At 42.9% G+C, this 12,628-nt stretch carries 16 protein-coding genes and 1 other RNA gene; 11 read left to right on the plus strand and 6 right to left on the minus strand.

What is annotated here, in order from left to right; all coding sequences use genetic code 11:
- A complete protein-coding gene (locus JJ941_RS09365) occupies positions 1 to 426 on the plus strand; it encodes a hypothetical protein (RefSeq protein WP_290964234.1) in 426 nt (141 codons plus the stop codon).
- 66 nt (positions 427 to 492) lie between these two features.
- On the plus strand, positions 493 to 966 hold the full coding sequence (smpB, locus tag JJ941_RS09370) for an SsrA-binding protein SmpB (RefSeq protein WP_255133955.1): 474 nt from the start codon (positions 493 to 495) through the stop codon (positions 964 to 966).
- Here the strand turns inward: smpB and JJ941_RS09375 are convergent.
- The 5 genes from JJ941_RS09375 to JJ941_RS09395 form a co-directional block, all read right to left on the minus strand.
- A complete protein-coding gene (locus JJ941_RS09375; protein WP_290964238.1) occupies positions 956 to 1,810 on the minus strand; it encodes a sensor histidine kinase in 855 nt (284 codons plus the stop codon). The genes smpB and JJ941_RS09375 overlap by 11 nt on opposite strands.
- 11 nt (positions 1,811 to 1,821) lie before the next feature.
- Positions 1,822 to 2,235 (minus strand): hypothetical protein, encoded by a 414-nt coding sequence (locus JJ941_RS09380; protein ID WP_290964240.1) that lies wholly within the window; start codon positions 2,233 to 2,235, stop codon positions 1,822 to 1,824.
- Between the two features lie 88 nt (positions 2,236 to 2,323).
- An RNA gene (gene rnpB, locus JJ941_RS09385) (RNase P RNA component class A) lies at positions 2,324 to 2,773 on the minus strand.
- A 223-nt stretch (positions 2,774 to 2,996) separates the two neighbouring features.
- Complete coding sequence (locus JJ941_RS09390; RefSeq protein ID WP_290964243.1) at positions 2,997 to 3,731, minus strand: hypothetical protein; 735 nt, start codon at positions 3,729 to 3,731, stop codon at positions 2,997 to 2,999.
- A gap of 10 nt (positions 3,732 to 3,741) precedes the next feature.
- Complete coding sequence (locus JJ941_RS09395; protein ID WP_290964246.1) at positions 3,742 to 4,803, minus strand: Nif3-like dinuclear metal center hexameric protein; 1,062 nt, start codon at positions 4,801 to 4,803, stop codon at positions 3,742 to 3,744.
- A gap of 204 nt (positions 4,804 to 5,007) precedes the next feature.
- On the opposite strand from JJ941_RS09395, the gene JJ941_RS09400 reads away from it, so the two are divergent.
- The 6 genes from JJ941_RS09400 to JJ941_RS09425 all read left to right on the plus strand — a co-directional run bounded on the left by JJ941_RS09400 (position 5,008) and on the right by JJ941_RS09425 (position 8,933).
- The gene (locus JJ941_RS09400) at positions 5,008 to 5,712 is read left to right on the plus strand and encodes a YggS family pyridoxal phosphate-dependent enzyme (protein ID WP_290964249.1); all 705 of its coding nucleotides are present in this window, start codon (positions 5,008 to 5,010) and stop codon (positions 5,710 to 5,712) included.
- A gap of 59 nt (positions 5,713 to 5,771) precedes the next feature.
- The gene (locus JJ941_RS09405) at positions 5,772 to 6,083 is read left to right on the plus strand and encodes a hypothetical protein (RefSeq protein WP_290964252.1); all 312 of its coding nucleotides are present in this window, start codon (positions 5,772 to 5,774) and stop codon (positions 6,081 to 6,083) included.
- Positions 6,084 to 6,097: 14 nt separating this feature from the next.
- Positions 6,098 to 6,454: a hypothetical protein gene (locus JJ941_RS09410; protein WP_290964255.1), complete on the plus strand. Its 357-nt coding sequence runs from the start codon at positions 6,098 to 6,100 to the stop codon at positions 6,452 to 6,454.
- 45 nt (positions 6,455 to 6,499) lie between these two features.
- On the plus strand, positions 6,500 to 7,156 hold the full coding sequence (locus JJ941_RS09415; RefSeq protein ID WP_290964258.1) for a DivIVA domain-containing protein: 657 nt from the start codon (positions 6,500 to 6,502) through the stop codon (positions 7,154 to 7,156).
- A 58-nt stretch (positions 7,157 to 7,214) separates the two neighbouring features.
- Complete coding sequence (locus JJ941_RS09420) at positions 7,215 to 8,051, plus strand: purine-nucleoside phosphorylase (protein WP_290964261.1); 837 nt, start codon at positions 7,215 to 7,217, stop codon at positions 8,049 to 8,051.
- 99 nt (positions 8,052 to 8,150) lie between these two features.
- A complete protein-coding gene (locus JJ941_RS09425; protein ID WP_290964264.1) occupies positions 8,151 to 8,933 on the plus strand; it encodes a hypothetical protein in 783 nt (260 codons plus the stop codon).
- A 55-nt stretch (positions 8,934 to 8,988) separates the two neighbouring features.
- Here the strand turns inward: JJ941_RS09425 and JJ941_RS09430 are convergent, their stop codons facing one another.
- A complete protein-coding gene (locus JJ941_RS09430; protein ID WP_290964267.1) occupies positions 8,989 to 9,999 on the minus strand; it encodes an isoaspartyl peptidase/L-asparaginase in 1,011 nt (336 codons plus the stop codon).
- A 209-nt stretch (positions 10,000 to 10,208) separates the two neighbouring features.
- Here JJ941_RS09430 and JJ941_RS09435 point away from each other — a divergent pair, with 209 nt between their 5' ends.
- The 3 genes from JJ941_RS09435 to JJ941_RS09445 are packed head-to-tail and all read left to right on the plus strand — an operon-like array spanning position 10,209 to position 12,590.
- Entirely contained in the window at positions 10,209 to 10,898 is a 690-nt protein-coding gene (locus JJ941_RS09435) for a hypothetical protein (protein WP_290964269.1), read from the plus strand.
- Positions 10,885 to 11,916: a sensor histidine kinase gene (locus JJ941_RS09440; RefSeq protein WP_290964271.1), complete on the plus strand. Its 1,032-nt coding sequence runs from the start codon at positions 10,885 to 10,887 to the stop codon at positions 11,914 to 11,916. Before JJ941_RS09435 ends, JJ941_RS09440 begins: the two co-directional genes overlap by 14 nt.
- Complete coding sequence (locus JJ941_RS09445) at positions 11,913 to 12,590, plus strand: LytTR family DNA-binding domain-containing protein (RefSeq protein WP_290964274.1); 678 nt, start codon at positions 11,913 to 11,915, stop codon at positions 12,588 to 12,590. The genes JJ941_RS09440 and JJ941_RS09445 overlap by 4 nt, the downstream gene beginning before the upstream one ends.
- Positions 12,591 to 12,628: the final 38 nt, after the last annotated feature.

The raw sequence follows: 12,628 nt of genomic DNA on the forward strand, positions 1-12,628 counted from the left end.
ATGAGAACTTTACTTTTTGTAATCCTTACAGCAGGGCTTTTAACGGCCTGTAATCAATCCGAACAAAAAGCTGAACAACAACAAACGCTTGAGCAGCAGGTAAACAGTTTGGTGGAAGAAGCAAGGTTCGAAGATGCTATGGCTATTCTGGATGGCCGTCCGACTTCCCCGGAAGTAGTGGCTCTGAAAGAAAATGTGCACCTGCAACACGGTATTTACCTGATCTATAATTCGGACCCTTCGCAAATGCGGGAAAATGCGAATAATGCACTGCGTGAATTTATTGCCGTACTGGAAATCAACCCGGATAATGAGAAAGCCATTGCTGAAACCGAACAAATTTTGGGCATCTACCGAACATTTCCTGACCGCAGTCCGGAGCCGGAAATCATGGAAAAGCTTAAAGAATTAGGCTTCGAAATTTAATTTTTAGGCACGCCCGGCGTGTCAGAAAGCAGCTAAATCAGCGTAATCACACTAACCTGTGGTCCAATGAGCGATAAGAAAACAACACCTACCATAAAAAATCGAAAGGCCAGCCACGATTACCATATCGAGGAGACTTACGAAGCAGGGTTGGTTCTGAAGGGAACCGAGGTGAAATCGCTGCGCCAGGGCAAAGCCAGTTTCGCTGATACCTTTGCGTTTATCCAGAATGGTGAAGTGTATTTGCGGGATATGTACATTAAGCCCTACGAGCACGGTTCCTATTACAATCACAATGAAACCCGCCCCCGAAAATTACTGCTCAACAAGCGGGAAATCCGCGAGCTTGAAAAAGCAACCGAACAAAAGGGCTATACCATTGTGCCGCTAAAGCTCTACTTCAAAAAAGGAAACGCCAAAGTGCTGATCGGCGTAGCCAAAGGTAAGAAGCAATACGATAAGAGAGACTCCATCAAAGAAAAAGACGTGAAGCGACAGATAGAGCGCAATGTGAAGGGGAACTACAAGATTAATATGTAGTAATTGGAAAGGTTATTTGTAGACAATTTGCATCATTTCTAATTTCCCCTTTTAGCCGTTCAGTAACTGCTTGAATTAGTTCCTGAGATAAGTAATTCATATCTTCTAGAGTAGGTATATCTTTATTTTTTAGAATGACACTAAATTGATCATTTCTTCTTTTTAAGGAAATATTTAAAAACTTGACTTCAAGGTAAAAAAGTTCAGAAAAGAGTTCGTTAAGTAAAATCAGCAAAGGTGTTGCTTGATTGACGGTCAAAGTAATATTGCTGTTTTCTTTTAAATTTAGATTTAATTCTAATGACCGCATGTGTGCAATGGCTTCAATGCAAACATTTATATCAACTTCATTTATAGAGTCAGTTTCATACAATACTTCGTGGACTAATGCGATCGTTGATATTCTTTTTTCAGCTACTTCTAATTGTTTTTGAACTTCTTTATTTTCTGTGTCAAAAGATTGAAGTTGTAATAGGCCTGAAACAATAGCTAGATTATTCTTTACTCGACGATTCATTTCAGAAAATAAGATTGTTCTTTCTTGAATGAGTTTTTGAACTTCTTCTGATCTTTCAGCGGGAGGGGGTAATTTTTTCGATTTTTCTTTCTCTAATCTAAGTTTAAGCTCTTTAAAGCTTTCCTCATATTCACTTTTTGTTTGTTTGAAATACTCGATCAGTTGGTTTGAAGAAAGTTCTTTATAGTGTTGAACTTTTTCTTTTAAAAAAGTTATTTGAGCTTCCTTTGCTTCTTTAAACTCATTGCTCCACTTAATCTTAGCAATCCATGCTACTATACTTGAAGCAAGGCTAAGAATAGTAATAGCTATAAGTAACCAGTCCATATCTTAATAAATCAGTTTGAAAAGTAATTAATAACGCTAATGATGCCTCCGATTACCGCTACCCAAATGGGAATTAGAATAGCCCATCTGCTCTCCCTTTTAATTTGCCGATCATGAAGTTCTATGGCAGTATTGAGTAGCGTTTGAGTCTGTTCTGGTGAAAGTGGGGGTCTATTGTTTTTTTCATCTTTTGATAGATGCCTCGCTACTAATGAAATAGAGTTAGACTTTCCTTCAACTACCCTGAAAAATTCTCGATGTTCGTTTGCAAGTTCTAACCAATTTTTTGCTGATTTTGGTTTTTCTGGTAACTCGTTTTGTAATCCGGTATCACTTCTATGGGAGAATTCATGCAAAGCAAGTACTTGTATCAAAGCTAAAATATCCTCCAGCCGCCCGTCTTTAGTATATCTTATTTCATTCATTATTCCCCAACTTTAAATTTAGAGTATCGAAAACTTCTCAATAAAACAAAACCCCACTCTCAGCTAAGAGCAGGGTTTTCATGTAAATTCAACAGGAAAGCCTGTAAGCCGGATTCTGTCGGGGGTAATCATTTATCTGGCGCATTCCACCCGATGGCGTCACGACAAGTGGCGTATACCATCTGCATGAACTTGCACCCCGCGAGGTTTGCCGTGCCCCCATTGTTGCCTTTGGGGCGGTGAGCTCTTACCTCACCTTTTCACCCTGACTCCAACGCGGAGCGTTGAAAACTCCAAGCACCAAAAATCAAATTCCAATGTTTAATTTACTATTTGGTCATTGGAATTTGTGGCTTGGAATTTCTCAGCGCTCCGCGCTGAAGCGGTTTGTTTTCTGTTGCACTGTCTGTCATCCCGCCATTCCTGACGGGAAGCCTCCCCTTCGCCGGCTGAACCGAATCGGGGAGCGCGGTACTTGTTGGTGTCCGGACTTTCCTCCCGGCACATAATTGTACCAAGCGATTACCCGGCTTTCCTGTAAACTAAAGATAGGCTTTTTTTGAATAGTATTGAACTGAGAACAGCTCCTGTAAACCGTTTCCTATCACCGTAGGGGTAATTCATGAATTGCCCCTACGGTGATAGATTTGCTTGAACAAGGCATTTTCTAAATTCAGAACTACCCAGAGAAGCAGAAACAAAAAAGGGAAGTGCTCGACTTCCCTTTTTTAAACAATGTGCTGATCCGAAAACTGTTCTTATCAGATAGAGAGTTCTTCTTTAGCGTTGTCAAAGAATGACTGATCTACCACAATACGTCCACTGTTTTCATCAATGATGATTTTATTTTTTCTGCGGACTTCAACCTGGGTTTGTGGAGGGAGTGCCATTCCAAGAGCAGCACCACGATCCATCGCAACAACAGCCATACCGTTGTTCAATCCATCTCGCAGGCGATTGTAGCTTCGCAGATAGCGGTCATCAATTTCTTCTTCTACCTCTTCGCGTTTATTCAAAAGCTTTTTCTCTTCCTCTTCGGTTGATTTTACAACGTCGTCAAGGCTTTCGCTTTTTTCATCATACAGTTTTTGAGCAGCGTCGAGTTCTTCCTTGGCCTTTTCAATTTCCGGGCCAATTTCCTCCTTACGCTTCTCGATCTCTTTGAGTCGTGATTCTGCATTCTCAATAACCTGCTTCTGAGCTTCAATCTCTTTGGTCAGAGCATCATACTCACGGTTATTACGTACGCTCAATTGCTGATCTTCGTATTTCTGAATTTTCTCTTCAGAGCTTTGCAGATCAAGCTTAAGGTTATCGTACTCGACCGTGAGGTTTTGATCTTCTTCTTCGAGGTTATTGAGCTTCGCTTGCTTTCGGGCGATGTCTGTCTCCAGATCCAGCACTTCTTCCGGAAGATCTCCCCGAAGCTGTTTCAGCTCGTCAATGCGACTGTCAATGTATTGGAGGTTGGCTAATTTTTGTAATACTTCGTTCATGGAGTGAGTTTCAGCTTGGTTGAATAGTTTTCGGTTCAGGCTCCGACACATATACCTGCATCGGGTTCGTTACGGTTCGGGTTACAGAAACAGTAAGTTCTTCAAAGGCTTCGGACAGCTCGTTTTTCAGGGCTTCAGCAACAGGAAATTCACTTTCATAATGGCCGACATCCAATAGCAGGAAGTCATCGGCTTCAGTGAAATAATCATGGTACTTAATGTCGGCGGTTACCAGAGCCTGGGCTCCGGCTGCAATGGCTTTGTTCTTCAAAAATACGCCGGACCCGCCACATACGGCCACGCTTTTAATTCGGTCAACATCACCGGAATATCGAATTGCTTTTACATTCAATGCTTTCGATACCAGGTGCAAAAATTCATTTTTACCAATTCCTTCTTCGGGATATTCTCCTAAAACTCCCATCCCAAAATTCTGAGAGGTTGAAGCAAGGTCTATCACCTGGAAACTTCCCTCTTTAAGCATCCCTTCTTTGTTCAGGGCTTTTTTCAGGACAGACACGTTATGTTGGTCAATGATGGCTTCAAAACACTTCAGCCCGTCTTCTCGGCTGTTTACATCAAAGTGGTGAGCCTCTTCCGCAGAGTGATAATTCAGCAACTTCAGTACAGCGTCACTGTCTTTATGAGAGGTGATGAGGCGAATCTTTCGGCTGATGGAATAATTCTTGTCAAGAAACTTAAGGTTGTCGAGCCCCAGCATATTAGCGAGCACAAAAGATACGCCATCGAGCGCGGCATCTAAGTTGGTGTGAGCGACAAGCAATCCAATATCGTTCTTGATAAGCTTGTAAATTATGCGTCCCTGCTCATCGGTGGGATTGATACTTCCAATCTTGCTAAAAATAAGCGGGTGATGAGCTACAATAAGTTCGCATCCGGTTTCGATGGCTTCAGCTACCACGCTGTCGGTTACGTCAAGGCAGGTGAGAATAGAGGTTACCTGCGCATTCGGATCTCCTACGAGTAATCCGACATTATCATAATCCATTTTTACTTTGGGAGGAGCCCACTGATTGAGGAAAGTAGATATTTGCCGGATTCGGGTTGACATGCTATCTATCTCCTTGCACTTTGAAACCCGACGACCTTCTGGACGGATGATGTATGAAAAGTATGAGTTTGAATACGTTCAATAAATCAGTAACCATTAATTACGATAACCTTAGAGCTTCCAAAAATAAGGCTTATTGATGAATGATAAAAGCTTATCTTATGGTTAATTACATTGAAGAGCTAAAAAAGAACATTTTTTGCAATGAGTGACCAAGATATCGCCCAAAATCTTAAATCAATTCAACAAAAAATTGAAAAGGCTGCAACAGACGCCGGCAGAGATCCCAAAGAGATTACCCTTGTTGCGGTAAGTAAAACCAAGCCAAATGAGGATATTTTAGAAGCCGTTACCGCCGGGCAACTGCAGTTCGGGGAAAACCGGATGAAAGAGCTTGAGGATAAGATGGCTGAAATTGAGCTCCCGGATGTGGTTTGGCATTTCATCGGAAACATTCAGACCAATAAAATCAAATATATTGCAGACCGGGTAAACTGGATTCATTCTGTAGAGAAGGCAAAGTATTTGAAAGAAATTGAGAAGAGAGCCGGCAAAGCCAACCGGGTAGTAAACGCTTTGATTCAGGTGAACATCAGCGGGGAGAAACAAAAGGGCGGGTGTGAACCGGAGGACTTGGCAAAAATATTAGAATCAGCTCAGAATTACGATCACGTTATAGTTCGGGGGCTGATGGGAATGGCAACTTTTGTGGATGACCCGGAAGACGTTCGCTCAGAGTTTAAGCTGCTGAAAGAGCTGTTCGATTCCCACCAGAAATACAACGAAGGAAGTGTGAACCTGGAGCACCTATCTATGGGTATGACCAACGACATGGAAGTGGCTATTCAGGAAGGGGCAACTATGGTGCGAATCGGTAGTGCAATCTTCGGCGAGCGCAACTATGATTAGCTTGACGCGTAGTAATTTTCAGCTATATTTGAACTACTAAACAAAACATTGAGGGCATTATGTTATTTGGATTACCATGGTTTGCATTGATTCCTATGATCGCCATAATTGGCGGGCTGGTGTATGCATACAAAGAAAAAGAACTGGAAATGGAAGAAAAGCGGATGGGCAGTTCCCGCGAGCTGAATGAGATGAGAAAGATCGTTCATAGCCTTAAATCCAGAATTGAAAACCTGGAAGCGATTGTGACTGAAGAAGAAAGGAAGTCATCCGGAGAGCCGGCAAACTCGTTAAGCGACATTGAAATTGATGATGAAGTTGAAGGGCAAAATTCCGATAATACCGGCTCAAAACGTAAAACAAGAGCTTAACAACAGGAGCAAGTATGCCTTTTGAAATAATGGTTATATCCATCGTTGCTATCGTATTTGGAACCGGGCTGGTGGGGCTTGTTTTGACGGGGATTTATAAGCTCATAAAGGCTAAAATTGATAAAGACAGTGGTGGAAGCAGTGAGATTAATCCACAGTTTTTTAAGGCATTGGGAGAGTTTAAAAAGAATACGGAGCGCCGGCTTTCTAATCTCGAAGAAATAGTTTCGGATATTGAAGAGGAGCGATACCTGGTGGACGACAGTGAAAAGTCGATGCCGGAAATTGAAATAGAAGAAGAGGAAGTGCGTTCATCATCAAAAAAAGAAAAAGATGATGACGGAAATCTGCGGAACATGTTAAATGAATAAATAGTATTTTTATTAAGCTTTAAGGTCCACGAAAAACATTTGGTTATGAAACTCACTCCGCTTGAAATAAAACAACAAACTTTTGAAAAGGGACTTCGAGGGTACGATACGGCAGATGTGCAGGCTTTTCTAACGCTGGTATCTAATGAATTTGAACACCTGATTAACAAGAACAAAGAGCTTGAGCAGCAAATTGACAAGCTGACGGAAAGGGTGAAACACTACGAACGGGTGGAAGATGCGCTTCACGAAACGCTGCAGACCGCCAAAGAGTCGATGGAGCAAAAGGTATCCGGTGCTAAGCAGGAGGCAAAGAACACCCTGGAAAAAGCCGAGATGGAAGCCGATGCCATCATCAAAGAAGCCAACCACAACCGGCAGCAAATTCGCCAAAGCATTTTAAGGTTGCTGGATCGCCGGGAAGAAATTATCAATGGCATTTCATCTTATCTCGAGAACGCCAAGAAGTCCGTGGAGCAATTCAGTAAAGATGAAATGGAAGTGTTTCAGCTTCCCAAAGAAGAGCGCTTAGAAGAATCGCTGGAAAACCCAACCCGGCCTACGAAGTTTATGCTTGATGAAGAAAATGAATCGGGTGGTTTGAATTCAGCCGGCAAAGGCAATGAAGATGAGGAAGAAGAAGATCACGCATTCCCTCCCGGCAGCGACCGTCTTGATGACATTCTTGATGAAATAGATTAGCGGTTATCGTATTTTTGCACATCTGTATTTAATCAACAGCACCACCTAATTATATTCTATGAAATACGATACGGTTGAGGAATTTCGCAACAAAAGAGACGAAGCAGTTCAGTTTATTAAGGGAGAAACAGAATTCCAGCCGGAGTATTTACTTATTCTGGGAACCGGCCTCGGTCAACTTGCCGATGAAATAGATACCGAGCATGTAATCAGTTATGCCGACATCCCTCACTTCCCGGTTTCAACTGTAGAAAGCCACGCCGGTAAGCTGATTTTTGGACGCCTTGGCGGAAAAGATGTGGTAGCCATGCAGGGGCGCTTTCACTATTACGAAGGTTACACCATGCAGCAGATTGCTTTCCCTGTGCGGGTAGCCAAAGCCATCGGAGCTCAGTCGCTGTTTGTAAGTAATGCTTGTGGCGGACTGAATCCAAATTTCAGTCGGGGTGATATTATGCTGATTAAGGATCACATCAACTTCTTGGGGGATAATCCTCTTATCGGCCCCAATGATGATGAACTCGGTCCACGCTTTCCGGATATGAGCGAGCCTTATACCGAACGTCTGCTGGAACTGGCGGAGAATGTAGCCCTCGAAAACTCCATCAAGATGCATCAGGGAGTGTACCTTGCCGTGACCGGGCCTATGCTGGAAACCAAAGCTGAGTACCGCTATATGCGCCAGCTGGGTGCAGATGTAGTGGGAATGAGTACGGTTCCTGAAGTGATTTCTGCTGTTCACATGGGAATGGATGTACTTGGTATTTCAGTAATTACAGACGAGTGCTTCCCGGATGCCTTAGAGCCGGTGGATATTGAAGATGTACTGGCGGCAGCAGCAATGGCCGAGCCTAAAATGACACAGGTAATTATTAATGTTTTGGAGCGGTTATAACAACTTTTTATCCACAAAAAGCGTTACTTTTCCACAAAGTATTGCATTACTACCGACAATTCCTTTTTTATAATAAACAGCAACCAATAGCCTGCCTATATGCACCAGCATTTTGATGGATTCGATGACGAACAGTGGGACGAATTCAAGTGGGAAGCTCACTTAAATGAAGTAGAGAAAAAGAGCGAACAGCTACGCAAGTTTATCGCCTCTGACCCCAAAGGGAATATACCAAGGTGGCTGACCTTGCTTCAGGAAAGCCAGAATGAAGACGACGCATTCGAAGCGTATGTCGAGGAAGAGTTGCTTATGGACGAGGCCTATTTTCCGGAAGACGAAGATGATTGGGACGACGAGGATGATGACTGGGATGACGAAGACTTCCTGTTTGGCCTGAATGAAGACGGCTTTATGGATCAAGCCGATGAAGATTTCGATGAATTTGACGAAGGTGAAGAATGGAAAAGTCTGAGCGACCAGTACATGTACACCGATTACGGCTCACTCGAAGATCTGGATGCTTTCTATGAAGCTAAAGAGTTTGCCGTTGACATCCTTAAGTGGGCAGAAACAGTTCCTGTAAAACAGCAGTCAAAAGATTTCCAGGATTTTGTGGATGAAAGCCTAAAAATTGGCGCCAAGCTTGCCGGCGGACATTCCTTTGGCTTTGAACCGGAATACATTGGGGCCAATATCGCATACTCCAAAAAGGCGCTGGCCAGTGCGAATCATGCCCTTGAATTATTACAGTCTCTTAAAAAGAAATCACTCTTCGCAAAAAAAGAGTACCTGGAATTTCATTCCGTATTGTTTGAACTGAGAAATGATATCGGAATCTATATCCAAGAGCTGCGCGACCAATTTCGCCTCGGGTTAGAATAATTTCCAAAAAAAGTAGAGACAAAAAATCTTATGTCTCTACGATGTTTATTTGAAATTATTCCCAGATTCCTACCTCTTTATTTCCGTCCGAATCGGTTGCCGCACGGAACATAGACCCGGTATTCGTTTTCATGGAGAAATTCCCATACTTATCAACGGCAATGAAGCCCGCATCACCCGGTTCAAGTACATCATCCACCAGGTAATCCATAGATTGCTGTAATGTGGCATTTTTAAATTCCATGTAGGCCGCCAATGTGTGTGCCGATACATTCAGCATAATCTTTTCTCCCCATCCGGTAGCAGAAACGGCAACAAGGTCGTTTGCATAGGTTCCGGACCCGATGATAGGAACATCACCTACACGCCCATACTTTTTATTAGTCATGCCGCCGGTAGAGGTTGCGGCCGCAAGTTTACCGTTTTTGTCAAGGGCAACAGCGCCAACGGTACCGTATTTCCATGCTTTTTGTTGGTTGGTTTCAATCAGGTTCGATTCCTGCTCGGCGGCTTGGGCTCTTTTCAGAGACTGTAGGCGGCGCTCAGTGTAGAAATACTCGGGGTTTACACGTTCCACATCTGTTTCATCGGCGAAGGTTTCGGCTCCATCCGCAGAAAAGAATACGTGCTTGGAGTCAGTCATTACTTTGCGAGCCAGTGAAACCGGGTTTTTAACCGTTGTAACTCCCGTGATGGCTCCGGCATTCAGTGTTGCGCCGTCCATGATTGCGGCGTCCAGCTCATTCTTTCCTTCCGAGGTGAAAACGGCACCTTTTCCGGCATTATACAATTCGTTGTCTTCCAGGTAGTTAACCGTTTTCTCAATAGCATCGAGGGCTGAGCCACCATTCTCCAAAATTTCGGCACCGATGTTCAGCGCCTCCTCCAGGGATTCCATGTAAGCTTGCTTGCGGTCTTCGGGCATATCTTTAGAAACATATCCCGCCCCGCCATGTAAAGCGATAGCCCACTCTTTTTGTTCAGGTTGAGGAGCATTAGTGTTCTGAGGTTGTGTACAGCTGCTAAGTACTAATAGTGAAAGAAGAGCAAAGAAAATGTTTTTCATAACAGGTAGTTAGTTAGATTTAAGAGGGATTATAACTCACATAAATTCCATTTTAAAGTGCCGTTTGTTTCATTTACCTATTTTAGCAGATAAAAAACCACAGCAAACAAAACGTTCATCGAGATATCATGTGCGTTCATCGAATAAATTTAAATGCCGGTTAAAAGCTTTATTTCTTTGGTGTGCAATCTTAATTAATCACTGAAATTATGAAAAAGACGATAACTAAAGTTTTGATCCTTCCGTTGGTGGTGCTCAGCCTGTCCGGATGTTTTCTGAAATCGGTTCACCCCTTATTTACAGCTGAAGAAGCCATCCTGTTAGAAGGATTGGATGGTACTTTTGAAAATGGAGATCAGCGGTGGACATTCGCTTCAGATAATAACCCGAAAATGCTCGCGGAGTTGATTCGGAAATATCCTGATGAAGATATAAGTTTTGATCCCGGAGATGAAGACTCGCTAAAAATGAACGCATACCTGATTTTATTTGAGGAGACTGATGAACCTAACATTACACCGGTGTTATTTTTAGGAAAGGTGGGCAAGCTGAATGGCCACTATTATCTTAATCTTAAGCTTTTTGATGTTGATTTGGGGATGTCTGCTTCCCCGGTTATTACTCACAGGTTTAACATTAATACTTTCTCGAGGATTGATGTGCAGGACTCGAAGTTGGTGATGGAGCACCTTGAAAGCAGCTGGATCAAAGATCAAATTCTGAATAACCGTGTTCGTATAAAGCACGAAGTGGTACAAGCCGATTATGATGATTCTACGGAGATATTAATCACAGCTTCAACCCCTGAACTGCAACAGTTTGTAGAGAAATATGGGGAAGAAGAAGATGCTTACCAGGAGCCGTTAACACTGAAAAGGGTGCCAAATGCGGTTCAGTAAACTGTTTAATAAGAAACTGCTTATGTACCTGGTGTTCTGGGCAGTTTCTTTTTATGCCGGATTGGAAGTGTTCAGCCGTACAGGCGACATCCGAACCATCGATGTTATTTACACCTTTCTGTTCCATGTTCCCTTGGTTATCATCGTTTCATTGCATGCCTTTCTTCTAATTCCGAACTACCTGGCTAAGTCTCGCTTTTGGTTGTACGGGCTAACCCTTATAGTATTATTAGGGATGGCATACCCCGCTTATAATTTCTCTTTTTTGCTGCTTTCTGATTGGCTGTTTCCCGGATACTATTTGGTCGGGGTTTATGGCTTTATCGAGGTAACAGGTTTCGCTGTCCTTTATTTGATTTTAAGTTCAACGCTTGAGTTCGGAAGAAGTTGGTTTGAGGTATTGAGGAGCAGAAATAAAATTGCTGAGCTGGAATCCGAGAAACGGGTATCAGAATTGAAAGCCCTGAGGGCACAGGTAAATCCGCACTTTTTATTTAACTCGTTGAATACGATTTACAGTGAAGCCCTCAAAAAAAGCGATAAAGCGCCGGCGCTGATTCTGAAATTATCGGATATGCTACGCCATGTGGTTGATAAGATGGACCAGGAGCAGGTTTTGCTGGAAGAAGAGATAGAATATCTTACTCACTTTGTAGATTTACATAAAGAGCGGTTGAATGAGCCTGAAAAAGTACATTTTATCACAGAGGGTGATTTTTCTGGGAAGAAAATTGCCCCGCTGCTGTTAATCATTTTTGTTGAAAACTGTTTCAAACATGCAGACCTCACGGATAAGGAAGCTCTGATATCTATTCAGATAAAACAGGATGCACAGGAACTAATTCTGCACTGTAATAACACCGTTTATGAAAAGGGAAATAAGGAGGAAAAGACTTCAGGAACCGGCCTTCAGAATGCCAAAAGAAGATTAGATCTCGCCTACGGTGGAAGTTACAGCCTCGACATTAACCAACAGGAAAACCTGTATGAACTTACATTAAAACTGGGGACAGGATGATGCGTTGTGTAATAATCGATGATGAACCGGCCGCTCGATCCGTTCTGGAACAATACATTGCCGACACTCCTGAACTGCAGCTGACAGAATCGTGTAAAAATGCCTTAGAGGCCCGGAAAGTGGTAAAGGAAAAGGAAGTAGACTTACTGTTTCTGGACGTCAATATGCCGCGTTTGTCCGGCATTGAGTTTCTTAAAACGCTGAATAACGCACCGCGGGTAATTCTGACCACTGCTTACTCAGAATATGCGCTGGAAGGGTATGAACTGGATGTGGTGGATTACCTGCTTAAACCGTTTTCATTTGAGCGGTTTTTGAAAGCAGTGGATAAAGCGTGGGATAAAACGGAGATAAGTCAAGCAGCCGGTCAGGTCATCACCATCAAAGCGGATGGGAAGTTATACAGGGTTGGGGTGAATGATATTATGTTTGCAGAAAGCCAGGGCGATTACATCACGGTTCACACCAACGAAAAGAAACTCACCTTCAATCAAACACTCAAGGACTTTTACAGCCAGCTGCCTGAATCGCTGTTCAGTCGTGTTCATAAATCCTATGTGGTTTCCCTTTCAAAAATTGAATATTTGGAAGGGAGCCTCATCAAATTGGGAAATCATTCCCTGCCGGTTGGGAAGGCATACAAAGAAGCCTTTCTGGAGAAGTACATCGCGTGATTGCATAAAAAAAGGCGGCCTCAGCAAAGACCGCCCTC

This window comes from Gracilimonas sp. (assembly GCF_017641085.1).
In the GTDB taxonomy this organism is placed as follows: domain Bacteria; phylum Bacteroidota; class Rhodothermia; order Balneolales; family Balneolaceae; genus Gracilimonas.

Bases quoted from the DNA above. Each gene is read 5' to 3' on its own strand.
- JJ941_RS09440 (WP_290964271.1), top strand. From the start codon at position 10,885: ATGCGGTTCAGTAAACTGTTTAATAAGAAACTGCTTATGTACCTGGTG.
- JJ941_RS09390 (WP_290964243.1), bottom strand. From the start codon at position 3,731: ATGAACGAAGTATTACAAAAATTAGCCAACCTCCAATACATTGACAGT.
- JJ941_RS09445 (WP_290964274.1), top strand. From the start codon at position 11,913: ATGATGCGTTGTGTAATAATCGATGATGAACCGGCCGCTCGATCCGTT.
- JJ941_RS09400 (WP_290964249.1), top strand. From the start codon at position 5,008: ATGAGTGACCAAGATATCGCCCAAAATCTTAAATCAATTCAACAAAAA.
- JJ941_RS09430 (WP_290964267.1), bottom strand. From the start codon at position 9,999: ATGAAAAACATTTTCTTTGCTCTTCTTTCACTATTAGTACTTAGCAGC.
- JJ941_RS09365 (WP_290964234.1), top strand. From the start codon at position 1: ATGAGAACTTTACTTTTTGTAATCCTTACAGCAGGGCTTTTAACGGCC.
- smpB (WP_255133955.1), top strand. From the start codon at position 493: ATGAGCGATAAGAAAACAACACCTACCATAAAAAATCGAAAGGCCAGC.
- JJ941_RS09395 (WP_290964246.1), bottom strand. From the start codon at position 4,803: ATGTCAACCCGAATCCGGCAAATATCTACTTTCCTCAATCAGTGGGCT.
- JJ941_RS09435 (WP_290964269.1), top strand. From the start codon at position 10,209: ATGAAAAAGACGATAACTAAAGTTTTGATCCTTCCGTTGGTGGTGCTC.
- JJ941_RS09420 (WP_290964261.1), top strand. From the start codon at position 7,215: ATGAAATACGATACGGTTGAGGAATTTCGCAACAAAAGAGACGAAGCA.
- JJ941_RS09380 (WP_290964240.1), bottom strand. From the start codon at position 2,235: ATGAATGAAATAAGATATACTAAAGACGGGCGGCTGGAGGATATTTTA.
- JJ941_RS09405 (WP_290964252.1), top strand. From the start codon at position 5,772: ATGTTATTTGGATTACCATGGTTTGCATTGATTCCTATGATCGCCATA.
- JJ941_RS09410 (WP_290964255.1), top strand. From the start codon at position 6,098: ATGCCTTTTGAAATAATGGTTATATCCATCGTTGCTATCGTATTTGGA.
- JJ941_RS09415 (WP_290964258.1), top strand. From the start codon at position 6,500: ATGAAACTCACTCCGCTTGAAATAAAACAACAAACTTTTGAAAAGGGA.
- JJ941_RS09425 (WP_290964264.1), top strand. From the start codon at position 8,151: ATGCACCAGCATTTTGATGGATTCGATGACGAACAGTGGGACGAATTC.
- JJ941_RS09375 (WP_290964238.1), bottom strand. From the start codon at position 1,810: ATGGACTGGTTACTTATAGCTATTACTATTCTTAGCCTTGCTTCAAGT.